Raw genomic sequence first — 23,728 nt, 5'->3', positions numbered from 1 at the left:
GGGGTTCGATGACAACGTGGTCAACAAAACAAAAGTAATCGCAGTATATATCATAGGCAGCATTTTATGGATTGTCGCCACCGACACCCTGCTCAATATGCTGTCGATCAGCCGCGATGTATATATGGCGCTTGGCGCCGCCAAAGGGGCCGTGTTTATTTTGCTCTCGGCCATTTTTTTGTACCAGCTGTTAAAAAAGCGCGAGCAGCTGGAAAAGACCGAGGAAAATGAACAGCAGCTGCTTACGCTCATCAATTCGATGCCAGATTTCGTTTGCTTTAAAGACAGCGAGGGGCGATGGCTGCGCGTCAACGATTTTGGCCGGCGGCTGTACCGCCTCGAACAGATCGATTATATCGGGAAGACGGACCGCGAGCTTGGCGAGCTTGTGCCGTTTTTTAAAGAAGCGTTTGCGCAGTGCATTGCATCAGACCGCGAGGCGTGGGAGAGCGGAAAGGTGACGCGCCGCGAGGAGTCGTTTGCGACGCCGGATGGGGAAGTGAAGACGTTTGACGTCATTAAAGTGCCGCTCTTTGACGAAAACGGAGCGCGCAAAGGGTTGTTGACGATCGGCCGCGACATTACCCAGCAAAAGCTTGCCGAGGAGCTACTCTTGAAAAAAGAAAAGCTGTCCGTCCTTGGCGAGCTGGCCGCCGGCATTGCCCATGAAATCCGCAATCCGCTCACCTCCATGAAAGGATTTATTCAGATGATGCAAGAAACGCGCGAAGTGAATGATCATTATATGCGCATTATGTTAAGTGAACTCGGCCGCATCAACCAAATTGTCAGCGAGCTGCTGGTGCTCGCCAAGCCGCAAAGCCACGATTATCGGCCGTTTTTGCTAGACGAGGCCATTTCGTATGTCATCAGCTTGATTGGCCATGAGGCGACGTTGAACAACGTTTCCATTTCCGTCCATAACACCGCTCCGAAAGCTTGTGTGTACGGCGATCAAAACCAAATTGTTCAAGTGTTGTTGAACGTTATGAAAAATGCCGTCGAAGCGATGCCTGATGGAGGAATTTTATACGTCCACGTTGCGGAAGGGGACGGGAAGATCTATGTCGATGTTGCCGACACCGGCGTCGGCATTTCGAAAGAGCGGCTGCAGAAAATCGGTGAACCGTTTTTCACTTTGAAAGAAAAAGGAATGGGGCTCGGGCTGACGACAAGCATGAAAATCGTTCAAGAACATAAAGGAACGATGCGGATCGAAAGCGAGGTTGGGAAGGGAACGACTGTTCATTTGACGTTTCCGTCCGGCGGCGTCAAAGCCGCAAACGGCCGGCAAAATGCGCTGTCATAACAACAGGCGTCCACGCAGAGCGAGGATGTCTGTTTTTTTTTGGCTAACGTCTCAATCGATGGCTGATAGACAGTCGAGTTGCACGGCGGGCAGAGGCCGATGCTTTGCCGATCACCATAGGCAATGTCGGCACATAGCGGTTTGGAACATGAAACGCTTCTTTGTTTGCCGGCTTGGCCCGGCGCGGCGTCGATAGCGGTAAGACAACTAAGGGAGATGTTTCGTTTTGGCCTGAATTCGGGAAATGATAAAAGTGAAACCTTCCACGCATGATAAACGTAATTCGAAAAAGAGACTTAAAGCGAAGGAGTGTGAAGGGATGTTGATTGCCCAACTGGCGGTCATTTTGTTCGCCGCCAAACTTGCCGGTGATGCGGCCGTGCGCCTTGGCCAGCCCGCCGTGCTCGGCAAGCTGCTCATCGGCATTGTGCTTGGCCCGAGCGTGTTCGGTGTGATCGAGGATACGGATCTTTTGCAGGAGTTAAGTCAAATCGGCGTCATTTTGCTTATGTTTATCGCCGGCCTTGAGACGGATATGGACCAGTTTCGGCGCACTGGAAAAGCTGCTGTGGCGGTCGGAGTGCTTGGCATTCTCGTTCCGCTGCTCGCCGGGTATGCGGCCGGCGCAGCGTTCGGCATGGAAACCGGCACGGCTCTTTTCCTCGGACTTTTGCTGTCCGCAACGAGCGTCAGCATTTCCGTGCAGGCGCTCAAAGAGATGGGACAGCTGCAATCGAAGGAAGGATCAGCGATTCTTGGCGCGGCGGTCATCGACGACGTGCTGGTCGTCATTGCCTTGGCGTTTTTATTAAGCCTAACTGGCGGCGACGTCGAGCTTGGTGCGGTCGTGCTGAAAAAAGCTGTTTTTTTTGCCGTCGCCATTTTGCTCGCTTGGAAAGCCATCCCGCTCGTATTAAAGTGGTTTGCCCCGTTGCGTGTGACAGAGGCGGTTGTCTCGGCCGGGCTGGTCATCTGTTTTGCATTTGCCTATTTTGCTGAGGCGATGGGGGTGGCGGCGATCATCGGCGCCTATATGGCCGGGCTTGGCGCGAGTTTTACGGACTATCGGGAAGAAGTATTTGAGAAAGTGGAAACGATCGCCTATTCTTTGTTTGTCCCTGTCTTTTTTACCTCCATCGGGGTTGCGGCCGACTTTTCCGGCATCGTCGAGCATTGGCCGCTGATTGTCGGTTGGAGTGCGCTCGCGATTTTGACAAAGCTTGTCGGCGCCGCGCTGGGGGCAAAATGGGCCGGATTTTCGTGGGGAAGCTCGCTGGCGGTCGGCGCTGGCATGGTGTCGCGCGGTGAGGTGGCGCTCATCATCGCCGGCATCGGCTTGGAAGCCGGCCTGCTTGATGGGAACATGTTTGCGGTCATGATCATCGTCGTATTGGTAACGACTGTTGTGACGCCGCCGTTATTGAAGATGATTTTCAGCCGTCTTCATCCGGTGCGCCGGACGGCCTAGTCGCCGTCGAAGTGGGCAGCCGGGCCGATGGCCGGCGCTATAGCGGCAAAACAGCGGGGCTGTCCCCAAAAAAGGGCAGCCTCGCTGTCGCTACGAGCGGTTCTTTTTCGCTTGCTTGGCCGTATCCACGCTGTCTTTGGCCATTTCTGCCTCCGTCTTGGAGACGGTCGGGTTGGCTACTTCTTGGCTCACCTTGTTTTGTCTTCCTTTGTTCGACATGCGATCCCCTCCTTTCGGCCAGTTTCGCTCCGCTTGCCGTATGCCCGCAAAATGCTGTTTAGTTCGCTGCTATGTTTCGTCGGAATTTGATGGCGGGCCTGGTCAATAAACACAATATCTGCATGCGGCACATAACGTTGGAACATAGCGATATACGGATGGATGTAACGATCGCGTGCTCCATAAATAAGGAGCACGGGCAAGCGGAGGGAAGACAGTTGTTTTGTGCATCCATAAACAAGCCCAGCCTGGTACATGGCGTTTAAATCCCGTTTATGGGTCAGCCGGGCGTACCGCCGCAACAGCTGCCATTCGCGCCAGTTCGTTTTGTGCCCCCAAGCAAGAGCCGCCGCAAGCAGCGGGATGGCCCCAAGTTTTGCGGCGGAGATGCCGAGCAAAAACTCGCTGAACAAAAGCGGGGTGCACACTTCCGGAAACCCGCCGATCAAAACGAGCTGTTCGACATGCTCGGGATAGCGGAGCGCGAAATCAAGCGCAATGGATCCGCCGTTTGAGTAGCCGCAAATGATGGCGCGCCGAACGCCGAGGGCGCGGAGCAATACGGAAATGTCGTCGGCAAGCAGCGGTACGGTGATCGGTGCATCTGACGAACTGCTTCGCCCGTTTCCACGCATATCATACAAAATAAGGCGAAAATGGCGGGCGAGCGGTTCTTGGCGGCAAAAAACGGCATGCCCCATTCCTGGGGGATGGATGAACAAAAGCGGTGTTCCTTCTCCTTTTTCCTCATAGTAAAGGCGGACTCGTTGGTTGATCGATACGTATGGCATATTCTTTCCTCCCTCCCATTAGTATGTCGAGAAGAGCGGCGTCCCATCCAAAAAACGTCATTGAGAGCGATGGCCCATCCGGTTTATAATGTAGTCTGCATAGACTAGCGGCAGACGATGGGTGCGGAAAGGAGGGAGGCTGATGGAACAGCCGTTTCGCGTCGAAAAAACGCTCAACAACAACGTGTTAATCGCTTCCCATCCGGCATATGGCGAAGTCGTTTTGCTCGGCAAAGGAATCGGCTTCGGCAAAAAACGGGGGGACGAGATTGCCAAGAGCGCTGTGGAAAAATGTTTCGTTCTGAAAAACGAACGCGAACAAGAGCAATACAAAAAGCTGCTTCCGGAATTGAGCGAAGAATTCATCGCCCTCATGAGCGAGGTGGTTCAACATATTCAGCAACGCGTGGGCGCGCCGCTCGACGAGCACATCCATGTGGCGCTGACGGACCATATCGCTTTTACATTAAAGCGGCTTGAACAAGGATTGGATGTCAAAAACCCGTTTTTGGCTGAGACGAAAAGCTTGTATCCGTTGGAATATGAAATTGCCAATGAAGTGGCCCGCATGATTGAACAAAAGCTCGGGATTGTGCTGCCTGAAGGAGAGGCAGGCTTTATTGCCCTTCATATTCATAGCGCGATTTCCAAGCAAAGCGTGTCGGAAGCGAATCGATATTCCCAGCTCATTGCTGATCTTGTCAAGATCGTCGAGCAACAGCTTGGCGTTGACATCGACCGCGAGAGCGTTCATTATTTGCGGTTTGTCCGTCACTTGCGCTATGCGATTGAGCGGATGAAAAAAGGCGAAAAAGTCGAAGAACCAAAAAATTTGTCGAAAATCTTGAAGGAAGCGTATCCATTATGCTATAATCTAGCATGGAAGTTGGTCAAAGTCATGCAGCAAACGCTTCATCTGCCGGCGGACGATGCCGAGGCGGTCTATTTGACGCTGCATTTGCAGCGGCTGGCGGAGAAAAAGAACAATACAACTGCATAATCGTCTCGCTTTACGTGTTACTGACTCGATCAGGCATGAGTAAAGAGAGCAAAGAAAGCGACAGCAGCAGGGAGTTTGTTTTCGCGCTGTTGTAAGCGTTCTTTTTGTCTCTCTTTAGTCATGCCTTTTTTTATTGCGCCGGCTCCCTCGGAAACGCCCGCTTCATTTTCGGTACATGAATCGGTCGTTTGCTGTAAAACTTAAGAAAAGGAAACTAAAGGAGGTTATGAAGATGAAACGAGCGTTTGGCACGCTGCAAAAGGTCGGGAAAGCGCTCATGCTGCCGGTGGCGATCTTGCCGGCGGCCGGGATTTTGTTGGCGCTTGGCAACGCCTTGAAAAACCCGGCGCTCACTGACAAAATTCCGGCGCTCAAAGCCGACTGGGTCGTGCTCGTCTCCAATGTGATGGAGCAAGCAGGCGGCATCGTCTTCTCCAACTTGTCGCTCTTGTTTGCGGTTGGTGTGGCGATCGGCCTTGCCGGCGGGGACGGGGTCGCGGGCTTGGCGGCGATCATCGGCTACTTGATTATGAATGTGACGATGAGCGTCATCTTAGGTGTAACGGCCGATATGATCGGCACCGACCCGTCGTACGCCAACATTCTCGGCATCCCGACGCTGCAAACCGGCGTCTTTGGGGGGATTATCGTCGGGATTTTGGCAGCGTACATGTACAACAAATACTTCAATATCGAACTGCCGCAATATCTCGGCTTTTTCGCCGGCAAGCGGTTCGTGCCGATCGTGACGGCGGCGTCCGCAGTCGTGCTTGGCATTCTCATGACATTCGTTTGGCCGCCGATTCAGCACGGGCTCAATGCGTTTTCGCACAATATGATCGATGCGAACAAAACGTTGGCCGCGTTCATTTTCGGCGTCATCGAACGGGCGCTCATTCCGTTTGGTTTGCATCATATTTTCTATGCACCGTTTTGGTTTGAATTTGGCGAGTACGTCAATAAAGCCGGGCAAGTGGTCCATGGCGATCAAAAAATCTTTTTCGAGCAACTGAAAGACGGGGTCAAATTGACGGCCGGCACGTTCATGACCGGGAAGTTCCCGTTTATGATGTTCGGTCTCCCGGCAGCGGCGCTTGCGATCTACCATGAAGCGCGACCGGAAAACAAAAAAGTCGTTGCCGGCATCATGGGGTCGGCCGCGTTGACATCGTTTTTGACCGGGATTACCGAACCGATCGAATTTTCGTTCTTGTTCGTCGCCCCGGCGCTGTTTGCCATTCACTGCGTCTTTGCCGGCTTGTCGTTTATGATCATGCACCTGTTGAACGTCAAAATCGGGATGACCTTCTCCGGCGGGGTCATTGACTTCTTGCTGTTTGGCGTTCTGCCAAACCGGACGGCATGGTGGCTTGTCATTCCGGTCGGCTTGGTGTTTGCCGTGATTTATTATTTCGGATTCCGCTTTGCGATCCGCAAATGGGATTTGGCGACGCCGGGCCGGGAAAAAACGGTCGAGGAAGCACCGAAAGCCGAGGCAGCCGCCGCTGGCGATCTGCCGTACGAAGTGCTCGCCGCCCTTGGCGGAAAGGAAAACATTGAACATTTGGACGCATGCATTACGCGTTTGCGCGTTTCGGTCCATGATATCGGCCGGGTCGATAAAGACCGGTTGAAAGCGCTCGGCGCCGCCGGGGTGCTTGAAGTCGGCAACAACGTGCAAGCGATTTTCGGTCCGAAATCGGATATGTTAAAAGGGCAAATTCAAGACATCATGCAAGGAAAAGCGCCGGCCCGGGCGGAAGAGAAACCGAAAGCAGCGGCCTCGGAAGCCGCGAAGTCCGAAACGATTGCTTCGCCGATGTCAGGAGAGGTCGTTCCGCTCGCTGAAGTGCCTGATCAAGTGTTTTCGCAAAAAATGATGGGCGACGGCTTCGCGGTCATGCCGACGGACGGCACGGTCGTCTCTCCGGTTGATGGCAAAATCATCAACGTATTTCCGACGAAGCACGCCATTGGCATTCAGTCGGCCGGCGGGCATGAAATTTTAATCCACGTCGGCATCGACACAGTGAAGCTGAACGGCCAAGGGTTTGAAGCGCTTGTCAAAGAAGGCGACGAAGTGAAAAAAGGGCAGCCGATTTTGCGCGTCGACCTTGATTATGTAAAACAGAACGCGCCATCGATTGTCACGCCGGTGATTTTCACGAATCTCGAAGCCGGCGAAACGGTTCACATCAACAAGCAAGGCCCGGTTGCTCGAGGAGAAGACGCTGTTGTTACGCTCAGCTAAACTGCTTATTCGCGGCGGGGCGGGGCCAAGCATTTTCCGTTGCCTCCCCGCCCCTGCATTTGATATGATGGCAAAGAAAAAATTGAAGAAAAGGGGAATGATGGACATGGCAGAAAAAACGTTTAAAGTCGTTTCTGATTCCGGCATCCACGCTCGTCCGGCGACGATTTTGGTGCAAACAGCGAGCAAATTCAACAGCGAAATCCAGCTTGAGTACAACGGCAAAACGGTGAACTTGAAATCGATCATGGGCGTCATGTCGTTAGGAATTCCGAAAGGGGCGACGATCAAAATCACGGCAGAAGGGGCCGATGCGGCAGAAGCAATGGCGGCGTTAACCGATACGTTGGCAAAGGAAGGCCTTGCGGAATAATGGAAAAGACGATTCATGGCATCGCCGCTTCAAGCGGCATCGCCATCGCCAAGGCATACCGCTTGGAGACGCCTCATTTGGCGGCCGAAAAACGGACGGTCGCCGACGTCGAGGCGGAAATTGCGCGGCTTGAGGCGGCGGTCGCGAAAGCGAAAGAAGAGCTGGAAGCCATCAAACAGCATGCCTTGGAAAAGCTTGGCGAAGACAAAGCCGCCATTTTTGCCGCCCACTTGCTTGTGCTTGACGACCCAGAATTGCTGAACCCGATTAAGGAAAAAATCAAAACAGAACAAGTGAATGCGGAATATGCGCTCCATGAAACGGCATCGTTTTTCATTTCCATGTTTGAAGGCATGGACAATGAGTATATGAAAGAGCGGGCCGCCGATATCCGCGATGTGACGAAGCGCGTCCTCGCCCATTTGCTTGGTGTGACGATCTCCAATCCGAGCCTCATTTCCGAAGAGGTCGTCATTATCGCTGAGGATTTGACGCCATCCGATACGGCGCAGCTGAACCGCCAATATGTGAAAGGATTTGCCACCGACATCGGCGGGCGAACGTCGCATTCGGCCATTATGGCCCGCTCGCTCGAAATCCCGGCTGTCGTCGGCACGAAGGCGATTACGGCGGAAGTGCAAAACGGAGACATTGTCATCGTCGATGGACTTGACGGTCAAGTCGTCGTCAATCCGTCCCCGGAGCTGCTTGCGCGTTATGAAGAGAAGCGGGCTCGCTATGAGGAGCAAAAAGCGGAATGGGCGAAGCTTGTCGATCAACCGACGGTTACCGCTGATGGCGTGCACGTTGAGCTGGCGGCCAATATCGGCACGCCGGACGATGTGAAAGGAGCGTTAGCCAACGGGGCGGAAGGGATTGGGTTGTATCGCACGGAATTTTTATACATGGGACGATCAGAGCTGCCTACGGAAGACGAACAGTTTGCGGCCTACAAAACGGTGCTTGAAAAGATGGATGGCAAGCCGGTCGTCGTCCGGACGCTTGACATTGGCGGCGACAAAGAGCTCCCGTATTTACACTTGCCAAAAGAGATGAACCCGTTTTTAGGGTTTCGAGCCATTCGCCTTTGTCTGGAAATGCAAGACATGTTCCGCACGCAGCTGCGCGCCTTGCTGCGGGCGAGCGTGCACGGCAATTTGAAAATCATGTTCCCGATGATTGCGACGCTCGATGAATTCCGCCAAGCGAAAGCGATTTTACTCGAAGAAAAAGAAGCGCTCCTCCGCCAAGGCGTCCCGGTCGCCGACGGGATCGAAGTCGGCATGATGGTGGAAATCCCGGCTGCCGCCGTCATGGCCGATCAGTTTGCCAGGGAAGTCGATTTCTTCAGCATCGGCACAAACGATTTAATTCAATATACGATGGCGGCCGACCGGATGAATGAGAGGGTGTCGTATCTATATCAACCGTACAACCCGGCCATTTTGCGGCTCATCAGCTATGTCATTGACGCCGCTCACCGCGAAGGGAAATGGGTTGGGATGTGCGGGGAAATGGCCGGCGACCCGATCGCCATTCCGATTTTGCTTGCCCTTGGCCTTGATGAGTTCAGCATGAGCGCCACCTCGATTTTGCCGGCGCGCGCCCAGTTGAAGCGGCTGTCAAAAGAGGATGCGGTCTGCGTGAAAGAGACAGTGCTGTCGCTTGGTACGGCTGAGGAAGTAGTGTCGTTTGTCAAACGAACGTTCCATATGGCTTGATCATAGCGAAAGGTGCAACGGCATGAATCGGCCGCTGCGCCTTTTTTTGCCTTTAAAGGCAAGACATATGTTTCCGCGCTCTGTTCAAGCCAACAACGGTGTCGATGATTCATAGCCATACCGCTGCCGGATCGTAAGTGAAAGGCCTAAAGCGATGACTTTCGCCATTTGGTAAACAATGTGCAAATTCGTGTACGGAAGTGCGCTCATATCGGCGGTATCTTCCATCACGACGCCCATCATGCTGATGTCGCCAATCGATGGCAGCGATTTGCCAAGCGCAGTGCCAGGGGAAAGGGCGCCAGGGCGGATGGCGATCGTATGGACAAACGGCTGCGGCCCGACAATGCTGTCGATCGCCACTACATATGCTCCGTGTTCGTTTTGCAATTGCTCGGAAACGCGTCGGATGTTTGTCGCATCGACAGGTTGCCTGAGTGTGCCGATTACGGTTAGATGATCCGGATAGGCGTTTTCAAGCAGCGTGCCGACGAACGGCCCTAGGCTGTCGCCGTTGATACGGTTGCTGCCGATGCAAACGACGGTCAAACGGGAAATGTGCGCTGGCAGCAGGGAAAACAATTCATTGCGAATAAGCAAAGGAGCAAGCGGATCACTATACAAAATCGATTTCATCGGCCGCGATTCCTTTCTGTCGGTCGTTCTCCTTTTCTTAGTTCGCGGCCGATGCTGGTGATTCCTTTTTTTCGTTTCTGTCAATTGTGTCCTTGTTTTTGCTTGAACGGATTGCGCCATTCCATCAGGACGGCATAGTTGCGCGATTCCTCATCTTCCAAATAATTGTGAACGACCGCCAGCGGGGTGCGCCCGCAGCGGAGCAAAAACGTAATGACCGGATCGTTCAGCTCGCCAGCAACCACTTTGTCGATGTATGCTTCCGGCGATAGTTCAGCCGCCTGTCGATGGTAGCCAGGCATCCGCCCGCCGCCGAGCAGCCGGTCGAGGCCGAGATGGACGACAACTTCATACATCGACTGCATGAGCCACTTGCCGAGGCCGAGCTTCCGGTATGGCGGCGAGACGCAAATGTCGACGACATAAAGCGTGTTGCCATCCGGGCGGTGGTTGCGGATGTAGCCGCCGTCGGTGATCTCTTCCCATGTATGATCGGTATGGGCTGGATCAAAGTCAACGATCAAGCCAGTCATCGATCCGACGATGCGCCCGCCGACTTCGACGCAAAGCGCTCCTTCGGGAAACAAGGTGACATGGTTGTGAAGCTGTTGTTCGTTCCACCATAACTCCGATGGAAACGGGGGCGGAAAACTTTCTTGCTGCACGCGGATGAGATCAGCAAAGTCGTCTGTCGTATAGTTGCGGATGACCGCTTCGCGCGGGGTGTTGCCGTCAAAGACGTATAAACGTTTATAGTACATGCCGATCCCCCTTGCTTTTTTTACCCTCATCATAACGGAAAACTCGAAAAAATGGCAAGAAAAGAAAACGGCCGCTGTTAGCGGCCGCGGGCTTTTTGCTCGACATACTCGCTCACAAGCGCTTCGATTTGCTGTTCATCGGGCTTTTCGCCGCAAAATGCAAACTCAATTTCCTCAATCAATTCACCGTCGCGATAAACGTGCAGCGCCCCTTTTTGCAGCAAGACGCTGTATTCGATCTCAAATCGATATCCTTCGTGTTCGATGGCGCCCAATTGTCATTCACCTTCCTCTCGTTTATTGTCTCATGTGCGTCGATTCGTTATGTATGAATTAAGAAGGTCCTCCTATAGACGGGGGCCAATCGTCCTTTGTATAATGAAAATTAGTGCGACAAAAAGAGGAAACAGAGGGGAGAAATAGAGAGTGTTCCGGACATTGCGCAGCAAATTGATCGTCTTGATGGCTTTATTGTTAGTGATTTCATTGGCAGCAACACAACTCGTTGGGGTTGTGCAAATGCGGAAGATGGTGGATGCTGATGTGAAACAACGGGCGCAGACGGCGCTTGACGGACTGCTTGGCGATATTCGCGACAGTTTTCAAAGTGAGGAGAATAGCTTAGTGCAGTTTAGTGAATCGCCGTCCGCCTTGCAGATGGTGAGCGATGAAAAAGCGTGGCCGCAGATGGAAAAGCAGTTTCGTACGTTTTTGCGCCTGCATGAGAATGTGCAATTCATCTATATTGGCACTGAGCAGAAGAAAATGTACATCTCGCCGATGACAGAGCTCCCGGACGGATACGATCCGACGAGCCGCCCGTGGTATAAAGAAGCGATGAAGCGGCCGGATGAAGTCGTGTGGACCGAACCTTATGTCGATGCCATTACCGGCAAGCACGTTGTGACGTTGGCCAAAGCAGTGAGCGAAAACGGCCGCATTGTTGCGGTCATTGGCATCGATATGACGCTCGATGCGGTGACGAGAATCGTCAATGCGAGCGACGTCGGCTATCACGGCTATCCGGTGCTGTTTGACGCGAAGGGGACGGCGGTCGTCCATCCGCAATACAAAGGAAAAAATATGGCGAAAAACGCGACGGTCCGCTATATGCTCGAACATAAAAAAGGGATGCGGGAATATGAACTAGACGGGGAACAACGGGTCATGTATTTCACTACGATTCCGGAGCTCGGCTGGAAAGTCGGCGCCGTCTATAAAGAAGCAGACTTAGCCGCCATGAGCCGTTCCATTGGGAAGAACATGCTTGTCATTACCGTCATTGCGCTCGTTGTAGCGCTTGTTGCCGTCTATTTCTTGGCGCGTTCGATCACAAGGCCGATTGCTGCGCTGCAAGAGCAAGTCGAAAAGGCGGCGGGCGGCGACTTGACGGTGCACGCGCGCATCACTGCCAAAGATGAGATTGGCCGCCTCGCCCGCCACTTCAATGACATGATCGACCATATGCGGATGCTGATTAGCGAGGTGAACCGCTCGGTCAATGAATTGGCCGTTTCGGCCGACCATTTGAGCGCTGTCTCCGAAGAAACGATGGCCACAAGCGAACAAGTGGCGAAAGCGATCGGCGAAATCGCCAAAGGAACGACCGATCAAGCAGGAAGCCTTGATACGATCAATGAGCGGACGACGGCGCTGTCGCAGCAAATCGAAGCGGTCACGAATGCGACGGCTGGCATGGAGTCGCTGTCCGATGAAACGAAAACCGCGAGCTACGACGGCTTGGAGCATTTAAACATTTTGCAGAAAAAATCGGAGGAAGCGAAAAATGAACTCGAGTCTGTAGAAAATGTCATTAGCGACCTTGTGAAAAAGATGGATGAAATTGACGGTGTCATTCAAACGATCACGGCCATTTCCGGACAGACGAATTTGCTGGCGTTAAACGCCAGCATCGAGGCGGCGCGGGCTGGCGAGCATGGGAAAGGGTTTGCCGTTGTCGCCGATGAGGTGCGCAAGCTGGCCGAACAATCCGCGAAAGCGACGGAGATGATCCGCGCGACGATCGCCGCCATCCAGCAGCAAGCCGGGCTGGTGATGGAGGCGGTCCGCCGCTCCAAGCAGGCGTACGACGAACAGCGGGAAGCGGTGCACACGACCGGCGATTCATTTGTCAAAATCACTGGCATGATGGAGCAAGTGGCAACAGCGCTCGCTGGGATTATGGAGGAAGCAAAGCGGATGAACGCGAGCAAAGACGATGTCGTCGGGGCGATGCAAAACATCGCCGCCATCGCCCAACAAGCAGCGGCAGCGGCGGAAGAAGTGGCTGCTTCGGCTGATGATCAGTTGCAGGCGCTTTCGACGGTGACCGAATCGGCGGAGGCGTTAAGCGAAATGAGCCGGCAGTTGAAACAACTGGTTGAGAAGTTTAAGATTTCATAAAAAATGGAAGGCGTCCTAGCGGCAACGGGGCGCCTTTTTTATCATCTCCAGCCGAGAAGGCTCCCATTTCCGCGTGCGTAAGTGGGGGATGAAGCATCAAGGATGTTCCCTAACGCCGCCCAAAATAAAGAAGGATTTCGCTTGCTGTCTTCGTAAGACAACGGAACCGTGGGACACACGAGGATGGCTTGGCTGGCAAGCCTGTCGTGGAGCGGTTGTTCCAAAGAATCTCCCACCGCTAAACGTTTGCGCAGGCAAGAGAGCGTTCAATCATTTTCGAATAGGAGACTTTCACTTTCGCTTTGTACAGGGTGCAGTCCAAAAATAAGCGGGAGATGAATGTCGGTCGGCGTTTGCTTAAAATCGCGAATGTTCCGCCGCCGTGCAGTCACGATCTTTTTTCTATTCATACAATGATAATAAGTGAAATTTTTTCAGCTTCTTCGTCGATTTTAGTGGGCGATAGTGCTAAAATAAACAGTGAAAACGTTTATACTGTTATTTTGCTGTACGTTTGGGGATACTGGCAGCTAAATGAGGACTTTCATGCATAGCTGTTGCCCAGCCCGAACGATGCGAAAACAAGGTGGAGGTTTTTTCACGATGGCAAAACAGACGAACTACGCTCAACCGTGGAGCCAGTTTTACGGGCCGAACCTCGGTTATGTCATCGAAATGTACGAACAGTATCTCGATGACCCTAACAGCATCGACCCGGAACTGAAACAATTGTTCGAACAGTGGGGGGCGCCGGTCTTGGAAGAACCGGTTTCTCCTGCGGATGACGAAACAGCCAAAACGCATCAAACGTTCCGGCTGCCGGAGACGCCGACGATTTTCAGCAAGCTTGTCGCTGCCGTCAAGCTGGCGGACAGCATTCGCCATTATGGCCATCTGGTTGCCGATACGAATCCGCTTGTCAAAAAGGAGAAAAAGCTGCGCCGCTTGGAGCTTGACGAATACGACTTAACCGAAGAGGACTTAAAGCGCATTCCGGTCGCGTTTCTTTGCCCGCACGCTCCGGCGCATGTCAAAAACGGCTGGGATGCCATCTTGCATTTGCGCAAAATTTACACGGACAAAATCGCGTTCGAATTCTCGCAAGTACATAATCTCGAAGAGAGGAACTGGCTCATTCAGCAAATCGAGTCCGGAGCGTATTACCCGAGCTTGGCGAACAAAGAGCGGGTCGCTTTGTTGCGCCGCCTGACGGAAGTGGAAGGGTTTGAAAAGTTCATCCACCGGACGTATGTCGGGCAAAAACGGTTTTCGATCGAAGGGCTTGATTCCATGGTGCCGCTTTTGGATGAGCTCGTCCGCCAAGCGATCGAACATGAAATCGACGCTGTCAACATCGGCATGGCGCACCGCGGCCGGCTGAATGTGCTTGCCCATGTGCTCGGCAAGCCGTACGAAATGATTTTCGCCGAGTTTCAGCATGCGGAAAGCAAAAATTTCATTCCGTCTGAAGGGTCAGTGGCGATCACGTACGGGTGGACGGGCGATGTCAAATACCACTTAGGGGCGGCGCGCCGCCTTCGCAATAAAAGCGCGCATACGATGCGGATTACGCTCGCTAACAACCCAAGCCATCTCGAAGTGGTCAATCCGGTTGTGCTTGGCTACACGCGCGCCGCGCAAGAAGATCGGACAAAACCAGGCGTGCCGGTGCAAAATACTGATGCGTCGTTTGCCATCTTGATTCACGGCGATGCCGCGTTCCCGGGACAAGGGATCGTCGCGGAAACGCTCAACTTAAGCCAGCTGCGCGGCTATACGACCGGCGGGACGATCCATATCATCGCCAATAACATGATCGGCTTTACGACGGAGAGTTACGATTCACGCTCGACGACGTATGCTTCCGATATGGCGAAAGGGTTTGAGGTGCCGATTGTGCACGTCAATGCCGACGACCCGGAGGCTTGTTTGGCGGCCGCATGCTTGGCGTTTGCCTACCGCCAGCGGTTTAAAAAAGACTTTGTCATTGACCTAATCGGTTACCGCCGTTTCGGTCATAATGAAATGGATGAGCCGATGGCGACGAACCCGACGATGTACGCGATCATCAACCAACATCCGACCGTGCGCCAGCTGTATGCGCAAAAATTGATGGAAAAAGGGATCATCACCGAGCGGGAAGTCGACGAAATGGAGCAAGAGGTGGCCGAACGGCTGAAAATCGCCTACGAACGGGTGCCGAAAAACGAAGACGAGCTTGATTTCATCATGGATCCGCCCAAACCGGTCGTCGATCGGCTGCCGGAAGTGAAAACGGGCGTGGCGAAAGACGTGCTCCATCGGGTGAACGAAGAATTGCTGCAGTTTCCGGATGGATTCAACGTCTTTAACAAGCTTGAGCGCATTTTAAAACGGCGAAGCGGCGTGTTTGCGCAAAACGGCAAAGTCGATTGGGCGCACGCGGAAATTTTAGCGTTTGCCACGATTTTGCAAGACGGCGTGCCGATCCGCTTGACCGGGCAAGATTCGCAGCGCGGCACGTTTGCGCAGCGCCATTTGGTGCTCCATGACGTGAAAACCGGAGAAGAGTATGTGCCGCTTCACCACATCAGCGGCGCCAAAGCGTCGTTTGTCGTGTACAACAGCCCGCTGACGGAAGCCGCCGTGCTCGGCTATGAATACGGCTACAACGTTTACGCGCCGGAGACGCTCGTGCTTTGGGAAGCACAATTTGGCGACTTCGCCAACATGGCGCAAGTGATGTTTGATCAATTCATTTCATCCGGCCGGGCGAAATGGGGGCAAAAATCCGGGCTTGTCATGCTCTTGCCGCACGGCTACGAAGGGCAAGGCCCTGAACATTCAAGCGGCCGCGTCGAGCGCTTTTTGCAGCTGGCGGCGGAAAACAACTGGACGGTTGCCAACTTATCGACGGCCGCGCAATATTTCCATATTTTGCGGCGGCAGGCGGCGCTGTTGACAAGAGAAGAAGTGCGTCCGCTCATCATTATGACGCCAAAAAGCTTGCTCCGCCATCCGCTGGCAGCGTCCGATGCGGAAGTGTTCGTTGACGGTGCGTTCTCGCCGGTGCTCGAACAGCCGGGATTGGGCGCTGACGCTGGCAAAGTGGAACGCATCGTGTTTGGCACCGGAAAATTGATGATCGATTTGGCGGAACAAATCGGCAAAATGGAAGGTCTTGACTGGCTGCATATCGTGCGCATTGAAGAGCTGTATCCGTTCCCGGAAGAAGCGGTGAAAGACATCATCGCCCGCTATCCGAATGTCAAAGAGCTCGTCTGGGTGCAAGAAGAACCGAAAAACATGGGGGCATGGCTGTATATGGAACCGCGCCTGCGGGCGTTGGCTCCAGAGGGTGTCGATGTCAGCTACATTGGGCGGCGCCGGCGGGCCAGCCCGGCGGAAGGCGATCCGGTCGTCCACCGAAAAGAGCAAGAGCGCATCATCCGATGTGCATTGACGAAGCATGAATGATGACTACGGAACATTTGAGGAGGGCATCAACGTGGCTGAGATCAAAGTCCCAGAGTTAGCAGAATCCATCACGGAGGGAACGATCGCCCAATGGCTGAAAAAACCGGGCGACTACGTGGAAAAAGGAGAATCGATTTGCGAGCTTGAAACGGATAAAGTGAACGTGGAAATTATGGCGGAAGAGTCGGGTGTTTTGCAACAGCTGCTTGCCAATGAAGGCGATACGGTTGCGGTCGGTCAAGCGATCGCCATTATCGGAGAAGGAGCGGCGTCGGCACCGCCTGCACCAGAGAAGGCGCCGCAGCTGGCCGAGGAACCAAAACCGGCTGTGCCGGTCGACCGTGCTGAGCAGCCAGCGCCGCAGCCGGTTGCGGTTGCCCAAGCGCCAGGCCAACGACCGATTGCTTCGCCGGCTGCTCGGAAAATGGCGCGTGAAAAAGGGATCGACTTGACGCAAGTGCCGACCGTTGATCCGCTTGGACGCGTGCGCAAACAAGACGTCGCCTCGTTTGCCGCCCAGCCGGCCGCCGCTCCGCAGCCGGCGCCGCAAGCCGCGCCGACGTCGACGCCGGCCGCCGTTCCAACCGCTGAGGCCGGCAAGCCGGTCATCCGCGAAAAAATGTCGCGCCGTCGGCAAACGATCGCCAAACGGCTGCTGGAAGTGACGCAAACGACCGCGATGTTGACGACATTTAACGAAATTGACATGTCGGCGGTCATCGATTTGCGCAAGCGGAAAAAAGATAAATTTTTCGAAGAGCATGACGTCCGCCTCGGCTTTATGTCATTTTTCGTCAAAGCGGCTGTCGCCGCGCTGAAAAAATATCCGTACGTCAACGCGGAAATTCAAGGCGACGAAATTTTGTTGAAAAAATATTATGATATCGGCGTCGCCGTGTCGACGGACGAAGGGCTTGTCGTTCCGGTTGTGCGCGACTGCGACCGGAAAAACTTCGCTGAAATTGAGCGCGACATTGCCGAATTGGCAGCGAAAGCGCGCAGCAACAAGTTGTCGCTCGCCGATTTGCAAGGCGGCACGTTTACGATCACGAACGGCGGTGTGTTCGGTTCGCTTCTGTCGACCCCGCTTCTCAACGGGCCGCAAGTCGGCATTTTAGGGATGCATTCGATCAAACTGCGTCCGGTCGCCGTCGATGAAGAGCGGATCGAAAACCGTCCCATGATGTACGTCGCCTTGTCATACGACCACCGCATCATCGATGGCAAAGAGGCCGTAGGGTTCTTAAAAACGGTGAAAGACTTGATCGAAAATCCGGAAGATTTGCTGCTTGAAAGTTGATTAGGAAGGAAAAGGGGAGCCTGCGATGCGCGGGCTCTTTCTTTTTCCCCGCCTTTCCCTGATCGGTGAATGATTTTCCATGTCTTACGGAACACTACCGGAAAAAAGGGGGGAATTTGATGCCAGAGCGTGGACGAAACGATCACCCGCACATGTTTTACCGCGACGGCGCCCGCGAAAGCGTCATCAACGATCCGACCGCCGACGGCGCCGAGGCGATTGGGGTGCGGACTGATGCTGATCCGATGAAGGATGCCAATCCGAATCCGTTTCACGTTGACCGCCTTAATGTCGAGGAAGGGATGAAACGGTTTCAGTCGTTTTTCGAAGAGAGGTGATCCGCCCAGCGGATCACTTTTTTCGCTGATCGAAAGAAGGAAAATGACGAATGATCGCGAATATAATTACTTAACACCCATTCTTTTGTTGGAGGGATGACGATGGAACTTGGATTGGCGGGAAAAACGGCGCTTGTCGCTGCCTCGAGCCAAGGGCTTGGCAAGGCGATTGCGCGAGCGCTTGTGCTTGAAGGAACAAACGTGATGATCACGAGCCGAAACGAAGAAAAGTTGCACGAAGTGGCGGAAGAATTGAACAGTTTACATAAGGGACGCGTCGCTTATACGCGCACAGATGTCACCAACGCCGACGACATTCGCCAGCTTGTCGCCAAAACGGTCGAGACGTTTGGGACGATCGATTTGCTCGTCAACAACGCCGGCGGCCCTCCGGCGGGAACGTTTGAAACGGTGAGCGACGAAGACTGGCAATATGCGTTTGAGCTCAATTTGTTAAGCTATATTCGCCTCATTCGCGAAGCGCTCCCTTACTTAAAGAAAAAGGGAGGAAAAATTGTCAACATCGCCTCATCATCGATTAAAGAGCCGATTCCGGGGCTTATTTTATCCAACACGTTCCGCACTGGCATCGTTGGGCTGACGAAAACGCTTGCTGTTGAGCTGGCTCCGGATGGCATTTTAATCAATACGGTGGCTCCTGGTCGGATCGCGACGGAGCGCGTCGCCTTTTTGGACAAAGTGAATGCCGAGAAACTCGGCATTACGAAAGAAGAAATGGAAGCGCGCATGAAAAGCGCCATTCCGCTCGGCCGCTACGGAACCCCTGAAGAGTTTGCCAATGTCGTCGTCTTCTTGCTGTCCGAAGCGAATTCGTACGTTACTGGTCAAGCGCTCATTGTCGATGGCGGCATGGTGAAGGCGATTTAAGGCAAACCGACAGGAGGGAAGACCGGATGAAAACGATCGGATTCATCGGCCTTGGCGTCATGGGGAAAAGCATGGCGCGCCACTTGCTGAAGGCGGGCTATCCACTTCTAGCTTATACACGCACAAAAGAAAAGGCGGAAGACTTGCTTCAAGAAGGAGCGGTTTGGAAGGAAACGGTTGCTGATTTGGCGCGGGAGGCGGATGTCGTCATGACGATGGTTGGCGATCCGCGCGATGTCGAGCAAGTGTATTTCGGCGAGGGTGGCATTTTGGAGAATGCGCGGCCGGGAACATATGTCATCGATATGACGACGTCAACGCCGACGCTCGCGCAATCGATTTACGAGGCGGCCAAGCAAAAGGGCATCCATGCTTTGGACGCCCCGGTGTCCGGCGGCGACATCGGCGCGCGCGAAGGAACGTTGACGATTATGGTCGGCGGTGATGAGGACGTCTTTTTGGCGTGCAAGCCGATTCTCGAGCGGCTTGGCACGAACATCGTGCGGCAAGGAGGAGCTGGAGCCGGCCAGCATACGAAAATGTGCAACCAAATTGCCATCGCGACGAACATGATTGGGGTGTGCGAGGCAATGGCGTATGCGAAGCGGGCTGGTCTTGATCCATTCAAAGTGTTGGAAAGCATCGCCAAAGGGGCAGCCGGCAGCTGGTCGCTGAGCAACTTGGCGCCGCGCATGTTGTCAGGAGATTTTGCTCCTGGGTTTTACGTCAAGCATTTCATTAAAGATATGAAAATTGCGCTTGAGGAAGCCGAGCGGATGAACTTGCCGCTGCCAGGCCTGGCGCTCGCCAAGCAACTGTACGAAGAGTTGGCGCAAGCCGGTGAGGAAAACAGCGGCACGCAAGCGCTATACAAGCGGTATGTTAAGGCGTAATCGGGGCGGTTGTTCGCCCTTTTTTATCTTCTCTGTCTTCTCAGCGAAGCAGGGGAGATGGGAAGCGCAAATTCGGATGTATTTATCGAAAAATATTGAATATTTCCTCTTGTAGAGGTATAGTAAAAGTAGAAACAACATACCAACCGGTTAGTATAAAAGGGAGGGGAGCATATGGACTTTTCTTATTCACCAAAAGTGAAAGAGTTGATCAAAAAATTAAGCGCTTTCATGGAGGATTACATTTATCCGAACGAGAGGGTGTATGAGGAGCAGCTGAACACACAAGAGTCGAGATGGTCGGGCGTGCCGCCGATCATCGAAGAATTGAAGGAAAAGGCGAAAAAAGAAGGGCTTTGGAATTTGTTTTTGCCAGACAGCGAATACGGCGCGGGATTAACGAATGTGGAGTACGCGCCGCTTTGCGAAATAATGGGCCGCTCGCTCATCGCCCCGGAAGTGTTCAACTGCAATGCGCCCGATACGGGCAATATGGAAGTGCTCGTCCGCTATGGCACAGAGGAGCAAAAGAAAAAGTGGCTCATCCCGCTCTTGAACGGAGAAATCCGCTCGTGCTTTTCGATGACGGAGCCGGATGTCGCGTCGAGCGATGCGACGAACATTCGCGCTTCGATCGTTCGCGACGGCGATGAGTATGTCATCACCGGACGGAAATGGTGGTCGTCTGGCGCCGGCGACCCGCGCTGCAAAGTCGCCATCGTGATGGGAAAAACGAACCCCGATGCGCCAAAACATGAGCAACAGTCGATGATCATCGTTCCGCTTGATACGCCGGGCGTGAAAATCGAACGGATGCTGCCGGTGTTCGGCTTTGACCATGCGCCGCACGGGCATGCCGAAATTACGTATGACCATGTGCGCGTGCCGAAAGAAAACATCATTTGGGGCGAAGGAAAAGGGTTCGCCATCGCTCAAGGCCGGCTTGGCCCGGGACGGATCCACCATTGCATGCGCCTCATCGGAGCGGCGGAGCGAGCGCTTGAACTCATGTGCCGGCGCGTACAGTCGCGGGTGGCGTTCGGCAAGCCGCTCGCTGAACACGGTGTCATCCGCGAGTGGATCGCCCAGTCGCGCATTGAGATCGAGCAGGCGCGCTTGCTGACGCTAAAGGCGGCGTACATGATGGATACGGTCGGCAACAAAGCGGCGCGCAAAGAAATTGCGATGATTAAAGTGGTGGCGCCCAATGTCGCTTTGAAGGTCATCGACCGTGCCATTCAGGCGTTTGGCGCCGCTGGGGTGAGCAACGATTTTCCGCTTGCCGCCATGTGGGCGAACTCGCGCACGCTCCGTCTGGCCGATGGGCCGGACGAAGTGCATAAAGAGCAAGTTGCCAAGCTTGAATTGCGGCAATATCAACAATAAGGGAGAGGAAGTGGTCGTATGCATGTGTTGGACTTATTTAAAATCGAGGGGAAAACCGCCATTGTCACTGGCGGTGGGCGCGGGCTCGGCGAGCAAATTGCCGTCGGTCTTGCCGAAGCCGGGGCGAACGTCGTCGTTTGTTCGCGGAAAGTGGAAGCGTGCGAGCAAGTGAAAGAAAAGCTTGAACAGCTCGGCGTCCGTTCGCTGGCGCTGCGGTGCGATGTGACGAATCCGGAGGAGGTCAAACATGTCGTCGAAACGACCGTCAAAGAGTTTGGCGGCATCGACATTTTAGTCAACAACAGCGGAGCGACGTGGGGAGCGCCGGTCGAGGAAATGCCGCTTGAGGCATGGCAAAAGGTGATCAACGTCAACGTTACCGGCACGTTTCTCATGAGCCAGGCGGTCGGCAAGGTGATGATCGCCAAACAAACCGGCGGTTCCATCATCAATATCGCTTCCGTCGCTGGCCTTGGCGGCACGCACCCGGACATTTTAAATACGATCGGCTACAACACGAGCAAAGGGGCGGTTATTACGTTTACGAGGGACCTAGCAGCCAAATGGGGGAAGCACGGCATTCGCGTCAACGCGGTGGCGCCGGGCTTTTTCCCGACGAAAATGTCAAAAGTCGTTCTTGAACGCGTTGGGAAAAAAGTGCTCGAGCATACGCCGCTCGGCCGCTTTGGCGGCGAAGATGACTTGAAAGGGGCCGTCTTGTTTCTCGCTTCCCCGGCGTCCGCCTTTGTCACGGGCGCGCTCCTCGTCGTTGACGGCGGCAGCCATGCGACCGGCATTTAATTAAAAAAGGGGGAAACGCAAATGAGCGAAAAACGGGCGTTGTCTCTTTATCCGGAACACATTTCGTTCTATATGGATATTCCCGACAAAACGGTATGCGATGTACTGCATGAACGAGCGGCGGAATTCGGCTCCCAGCCGGCGCTGACATTTTACGACAAGACGATCACCTATGCCGAGCTTGAGGCGGCGGTCAACCGTTTCACCTCAAGCCTGCAGGCGCTTGGGGTGCAAAAAGGCGACCGCGTCGCGATTATGCTGCCGAACTGCCCGCAGTATGTCATCGCTTACTACGGCATTTTGCAGGCGGGCGCGATCGTCACACAAGTGAACCCGATGCTTGTTGAGCGCGAACTTGCCTATTTGCTCAAAGACTCCGGCGCCGAGACGATCGTCATTTATGAACCGCTTTATCCGCGCCTTGCCGCTGTCAGAGGGGAGACAGCCGTCAAACAAGCGATCACTGTCAGCTTCGGAGCGCCGCCATCCGTTTCGCTGGCTGAAGGAGATGTCACGTTTGACGAATTTCTTGCTGCAGGAAGCGGAGCTGTGCGCCCGGTGTCGATCGAATCAACGCATGACGTCGCTGTGTTGCAATATACTGGCGGGACGACAGGGCGCTCAAAAGGGGCGATGCTCACCCATCGCAACATTTTCGCCAACGTCTTGCAATGCGCCGAATTTTTCAAAGGGACATTTGAGTTCGGGAAAGAGCGATATTTAACTGTCATCCCGTTGTTCCACGTGTTCGCGATGACGTCGGGAATGAACTTGGCCATTTACCAAGGAGCGGAAAACATTTTGCTGCCGCGCTTTGAGCTGAAAGAAGTGTTGGAGACGATTCGCGACAAGCAGCCGACCGTGTTTCCAGGCGTGCCGACGATGTATGTCGCTATTACAAATACTCCTGGAGTCGAGCAATACGGCATCAGTAGCATTAAAACGTGCAACAGCGGCAGCGCGCCGATGCCGCTTGAATTGATGCGCGATTTCGAAGCGAAAACGGGAGCGGTTATCCTTGAAGGATACGGCTTGTCCGAAGCCTCGCCAGTGACGCATTGCAATCCGCCGTTTGCGGCGCGCAAGCCGGGCACGGTCGGCATCGGCATGCCGCTGACCGAGTACAAAGTCGTCGATGTGGCGACTGGCACGCAAGAGCTGCCGCCAGGCGAAGTCGGCGAGCTGATTATCCGTGGACCGCAAGTGATGAAAGGCTATTGGAACATGCCGGAAGAAACGGCGGCGGCGCTGCGTGACGGATGGCTGTACACTGGCGATTTGGCTTCGATTGACGAGGAAGGGTATGTGACGATTGTCGACCGGAAAAAAGATCTGATCATCGCCGGCGGCTATAACATTTATCCGCGTGAAATCGAAGAAGTGCTGTACGAACATCCAGCGGTGAAAGAGGCGGCGGCAGTTGGTGTGCCTGATCCGTACCGCGGCGAAACGGTGAAGGCGATTATCGTTTTAAAAGATGGAATGCAGGCAAGCGAAGAAGAAATTCTTGCCCATTGCCGAAAAAACTTAGCGGCGTACAAAGTGCCGCGCATTGTCGAGTTCCGTGCCGAACTGCCGAAGACGAACGTCGGGAAAATTTTGCGCCGCGCCTTGCGTGAAGAAGCATCCCACTCGCAATAACGGCGCGGCTTTCGGCCAAGTCCCAAGCAGGCTTGGCCGTTTTATGGTACAATAGCTGGCAGCGACTACATTTTAGGCAAGAGGTGTAAAAAC

At 54.0% G+C, this 23,728-nt stretch carries 19 protein-coding genes and 1 pseudogene; 15 read left to right on the top strand and 5 right to left on the bottom strand.

Annotation, left to right across the window (positions count from 1 at the left end; all coding sequences use genetic code 11):
• Positions 1 to 16 precede the first annotated feature (16 nt).
• Together ABS784_RS01875 and ABS784_RS01870 are read left to right on the top strand one after the other, a co-directional pair.
• The gene (locus tag ABS784_RS01875; RefSeq protein ID WP_011230487.1) at positions 17 to 1,309 is read left to right on the top strand and encodes an ATP-binding protein; all 1,293 of its coding nucleotides are present in this window, start codon (positions 17 to 19) and stop codon (positions 1,307 to 1,309) included.
• A 319-nt stretch (positions 1,310 to 1,628) separates the two neighbouring features.
• The gene (locus ABS784_RS01870) at positions 1,629 to 2,777 is read left to right on the top strand and encodes a cation:proton antiporter (RefSeq protein ID WP_014195304.1); all 1,149 of its coding nucleotides are present in this window, start codon (positions 1,629 to 1,631) and stop codon (positions 2,775 to 2,777) included.
• A 90-nt stretch (positions 2,778 to 2,867) separates the two neighbouring features.
• On the opposite strand, the gene ABS784_RS01865 is transcribed toward ABS784_RS01870, so the two are convergent.
• Positions 2,868 to 2,996, bottom strand: coding sequence for a hypothetical protein (locus ABS784_RS01865; protein ID WP_011230489.1), 129 nt, complete (start codon positions 2,994 to 2,996; stop codon positions 2,868 to 2,870).
• Positions 2,966 to 3,787 carry an alpha/beta fold hydrolase gene (locus ABS784_RS01860; protein ID WP_011230490.1) on the bottom strand — a complete coding sequence of 274 codons (822 nt, stop codon included), beginning with the start codon at positions 3,785 to 3,787 and terminating at the stop codon, positions 2,966 to 2,968. Before ABS784_RS01860 ends, ABS784_RS01865 begins: the two co-directional genes overlap by 31 nt.
• 142 nt (positions 3,788 to 3,929) lie before the next feature.
• Here ABS784_RS01860 and glcT point away from each other — a divergent pair, with 142 nt between their 5' ends.
• The 4 genes from glcT to ptsP all read left to right on the top strand — a co-directional run bounded on the left by glcT (position 3,930) and on the right by ptsP (position 9,132).
• Entirely contained in the window at positions 3,930 to 4,787 is an 858-nt protein-coding gene (gene glcT, locus ABS784_RS01855) for a glucose PTS transporter transcription antiterminator GlcT (RefSeq protein WP_011230491.1), read from the top strand.
• Positions 4,788 to 5,019: 232 nt separating this feature from the next.
• Positions 5,020 to 7,038: a glucose-specific PTS transporter subunit IIBC gene (gene ptsG / locus ABS784_RS01850; protein WP_352511261.1), complete on the top strand. Its 2,019-nt coding sequence runs from the start codon at positions 5,020 to 5,022 to the stop codon at positions 7,036 to 7,038.
• Between the two features lie 106 nt (positions 7,039 to 7,144).
• Positions 7,145 to 7,411 carry a phosphocarrier protein HPr gene (locus ABS784_RS01845; RefSeq protein WP_011230496.1) on the top strand — a complete coding sequence of 89 codons (267 nt, stop codon included), beginning with the start codon at positions 7,145 to 7,147 and terminating at the stop codon, positions 7,409 to 7,411.
• On the top strand, positions 7,411 to 9,132 hold the full coding sequence (gene ptsP, locus ABS784_RS01840; RefSeq protein ID WP_352511259.1) for a phosphoenolpyruvate--protein phosphotransferase: 1,722 nt from the start codon (positions 7,411 to 7,413) through the stop codon (positions 9,130 to 9,132). The genes ABS784_RS01845 and ptsP overlap by 1 nt, the downstream gene beginning before the upstream one ends.
• An 84-nt stretch (positions 9,133 to 9,216) precedes the next feature.
• Here the strand turns inward: ptsP and yyaC are convergent, their stop codons facing one another.
• The 3 genes from yyaC to ABS784_RS01825 all read right to left on the bottom strand — a co-directional run bounded on the left by yyaC (position 9,217) and on the right by ABS784_RS01825 (position 10,804).
• A complete protein-coding gene (yyaC, locus tag ABS784_RS01835) occupies positions 9,217 to 9,768 on the bottom strand; it encodes a spore protease YyaC (protein WP_011230498.1) in 552 nt (183 codons plus the stop codon).
• Between the two features lie 80 nt (positions 9,769 to 9,848).
• Positions 9,849 to 10,529 (bottom strand): GNAT family N-acetyltransferase, encoded by a 681-nt coding sequence (locus ABS784_RS01830; RefSeq protein ID WP_131873130.1) that lies wholly within the window; start codon positions 10,527 to 10,529, stop codon positions 9,849 to 9,851.
• Positions 10,530 to 10,606: 77 nt separating this feature from the next.
• A complete protein-coding gene (locus ABS784_RS01825) occupies positions 10,607 to 10,804 on the bottom strand; it encodes a YbxH family protein (protein WP_096225601.1) in 198 nt (65 codons plus the stop codon).
• A gap of 151 nt (positions 10,805 to 10,955) precedes the next feature.
• Between ABS784_RS01825 and ABS784_RS01820 the strand changes: the two genes are divergently transcribed.
• The 9 genes and pseudogenes from ABS784_RS01820 (at position 10,956) to ABS784_RS01780 (ending at position 23,635) form a co-directional block, all read left to right on the top strand.
• The gene (locus tag ABS784_RS01820) at positions 10,956 to 12,932 is read left to right on the top strand and encodes a methyl-accepting chemotaxis protein (protein ID WP_352511256.1); all 1,977 of its coding nucleotides are present in this window, start codon (positions 10,956 to 10,958) and stop codon (positions 12,930 to 12,932) included.
• Positions 12,933 to 13,535: 603 nt separating this feature from the next.
• Entirely contained in the window at positions 13,536 to 16,388 is a 2,853-nt protein-coding gene (locus ABS784_RS01815) for a 2-oxoglutarate dehydrogenase E1 component (protein ID WP_352511254.1), read from the top strand.
• 31 nt (positions 16,389 to 16,419) lie between these two features.
• The gene (odhB, locus tag ABS784_RS01810; RefSeq protein WP_352511252.1) at positions 16,420 to 17,688 is read left to right on the top strand and encodes a 2-oxoglutarate dehydrogenase complex dihydrolipoyllysine-residue succinyltransferase; all 1,269 of its coding nucleotides are present in this window, start codon (positions 16,420 to 16,422) and stop codon (positions 17,686 to 17,688) included.
• A gap of 119 nt (positions 17,689 to 17,807) precedes the next feature.
• The gene (locus ABS784_RS01805; RefSeq protein WP_014195324.1) at positions 17,808 to 18,026 is read left to right on the top strand and encodes a hypothetical protein; all 219 of its coding nucleotides are present in this window, start codon (positions 17,808 to 17,810) and stop codon (positions 18,024 to 18,026) included.
• 102 nt (positions 18,027 to 18,128) lie between these two features.
• On the top strand, positions 18,129 to 18,914 hold the full coding sequence (locus ABS784_RS01800) for an SDR family oxidoreductase (protein ID WP_011230526.1): 786 nt from the start codon (positions 18,129 to 18,131) through the stop codon (positions 18,912 to 18,914).
• Between the two features lie 17 nt (positions 18,915 to 18,931).
• A pseudogene (locus ABS784_RS01795) lies at positions 18,932 to 19,807 on the top strand (NAD(P)-dependent oxidoreductase); the annotation flags it as partial.
• Positions 19,808 to 19,981: 174 nt separating this feature from the next.
• Positions 19,982 to 21,193, top strand: coding sequence for an acyl-CoA dehydrogenase (locus ABS784_RS01790; protein WP_011230528.1), 1,212 nt, complete (start codon positions 19,982 to 19,984; stop codon positions 21,191 to 21,193).
• 18 nt (positions 21,194 to 21,211) lie between these two features.
• Complete coding sequence (locus ABS784_RS01785; protein WP_011230529.1) at positions 21,212 to 21,994, top strand: SDR family oxidoreductase; 783 nt, start codon at positions 21,212 to 21,214, stop codon at positions 21,992 to 21,994.
• A gap of 21 nt (positions 21,995 to 22,015) precedes the next feature.
• Positions 22,016 to 23,635: a long-chain-fatty-acid--CoA ligase gene (locus ABS784_RS01780; protein ID WP_011230530.1), complete on the top strand. Its 1,620-nt coding sequence runs from the start codon at positions 22,016 to 22,018 to the stop codon at positions 23,633 to 23,635.
• The last annotated feature ends 93 nt before the right edge of the window (positions 23,636 to 23,728 follow it).

This window comes from Geobacillus sp. G4, from assembly GCF_040327975.1.
Lineage (GTDB): Bacteria > Bacillota > Bacilli > Bacillales > Anoxybacillaceae > Geobacillus > Geobacillus thermoleovorans.
This window is presented reverse-complemented; position numbering and strand designations above follow the sequence as displayed.

What these genes read in the sequence shown, in the direction of transcription:
- ABS784_RS01870 (WP_014195304.1), top strand. Translation starts at nt 1,629, where the DNA reads ATGTTGATTGCCCAACTGGCGGTCATTTTGTTCGCCGCCAAACTTGCC.
- ABS784_RS01865 (WP_011230489.1), bottom strand. Translation starts at nt 2,996, where the DNA reads ATGTCGAACAAAGGAAGACAAAACAAGGTGAGCCAAGAAGTAGCCAAC.
- ABS784_RS01860 (WP_011230490.1), bottom strand. Translation starts at nt 3,787, where the DNA reads ATGCCATACGTATCGATCAACCAACGAGTCCGCCTTTACTATGAGGAA.
- glcT (WP_011230491.1), top strand. Translation starts at nt 3,930, where the DNA reads ATGGAACAGCCGTTTCGCGTCGAAAAAACGCTCAACAACAACGTGTTA.
- ptsG (WP_352511261.1), top strand. Translation starts at nt 5,020, where the DNA reads ATGAAACGAGCGTTTGGCACGCTGCAAAAGGTCGGGAAAGCGCTCATG.
- ABS784_RS01845 (WP_011230496.1), top strand. Translation starts at nt 7,145, where the DNA reads ATGGCAGAAAAAACGTTTAAAGTCGTTTCTGATTCCGGCATCCACGCT.
- ptsP (WP_352511259.1), top strand. Translation starts at nt 7,411, where the DNA reads ATGGAAAAGACGATTCATGGCATCGCCGCTTCAAGCGGCATCGCCATC.
- yyaC (WP_011230498.1), bottom strand. Translation starts at nt 9,768, where the DNA reads ATGAAATCGATTTTGTATAGTGATCCGCTTGCTCCTTTGCTTATTCGC.
- ABS784_RS01830 (WP_131873130.1), bottom strand. Translation starts at nt 10,529, where the DNA reads ATGTACTATAAACGTTTATACGTCTTTGACGGCAACACCCCGCGCGAA.
- ABS784_RS01815 (WP_352511254.1), top strand. Translation starts at nt 13,536, where the DNA reads ATGGCAAAACAGACGAACTACGCTCAACCGTGGAGCCAGTTTTACGGG.
- ABS784_RS01805 (WP_014195324.1), top strand. Translation starts at nt 17,808, where the DNA reads ATGCCAGAGCGTGGACGAAACGATCACCCGCACATGTTTTACCGCGAC.
- ABS784_RS01800 (WP_011230526.1), top strand. Translation starts at nt 18,129, where the DNA reads ATGGAACTTGGATTGGCGGGAAAAACGGCGCTTGTCGCTGCCTCGAGC.
- ABS784_RS01790 (WP_011230528.1), top strand. Translation starts at nt 19,982, where the DNA reads ATGGACTTTTCTTATTCACCAAAAGTGAAAGAGTTGATCAAAAAATTA.
- ABS784_RS01785 (WP_011230529.1), top strand. Translation starts at nt 21,212, where the DNA reads ATGCATGTGTTGGACTTATTTAAAATCGAGGGGAAAACCGCCATTGTC.
- ABS784_RS01780 (WP_011230530.1), top strand. Translation starts at nt 22,016, where the DNA reads ATGAGCGAAAAACGGGCGTTGTCTCTTTATCCGGAACACATTTCGTTC.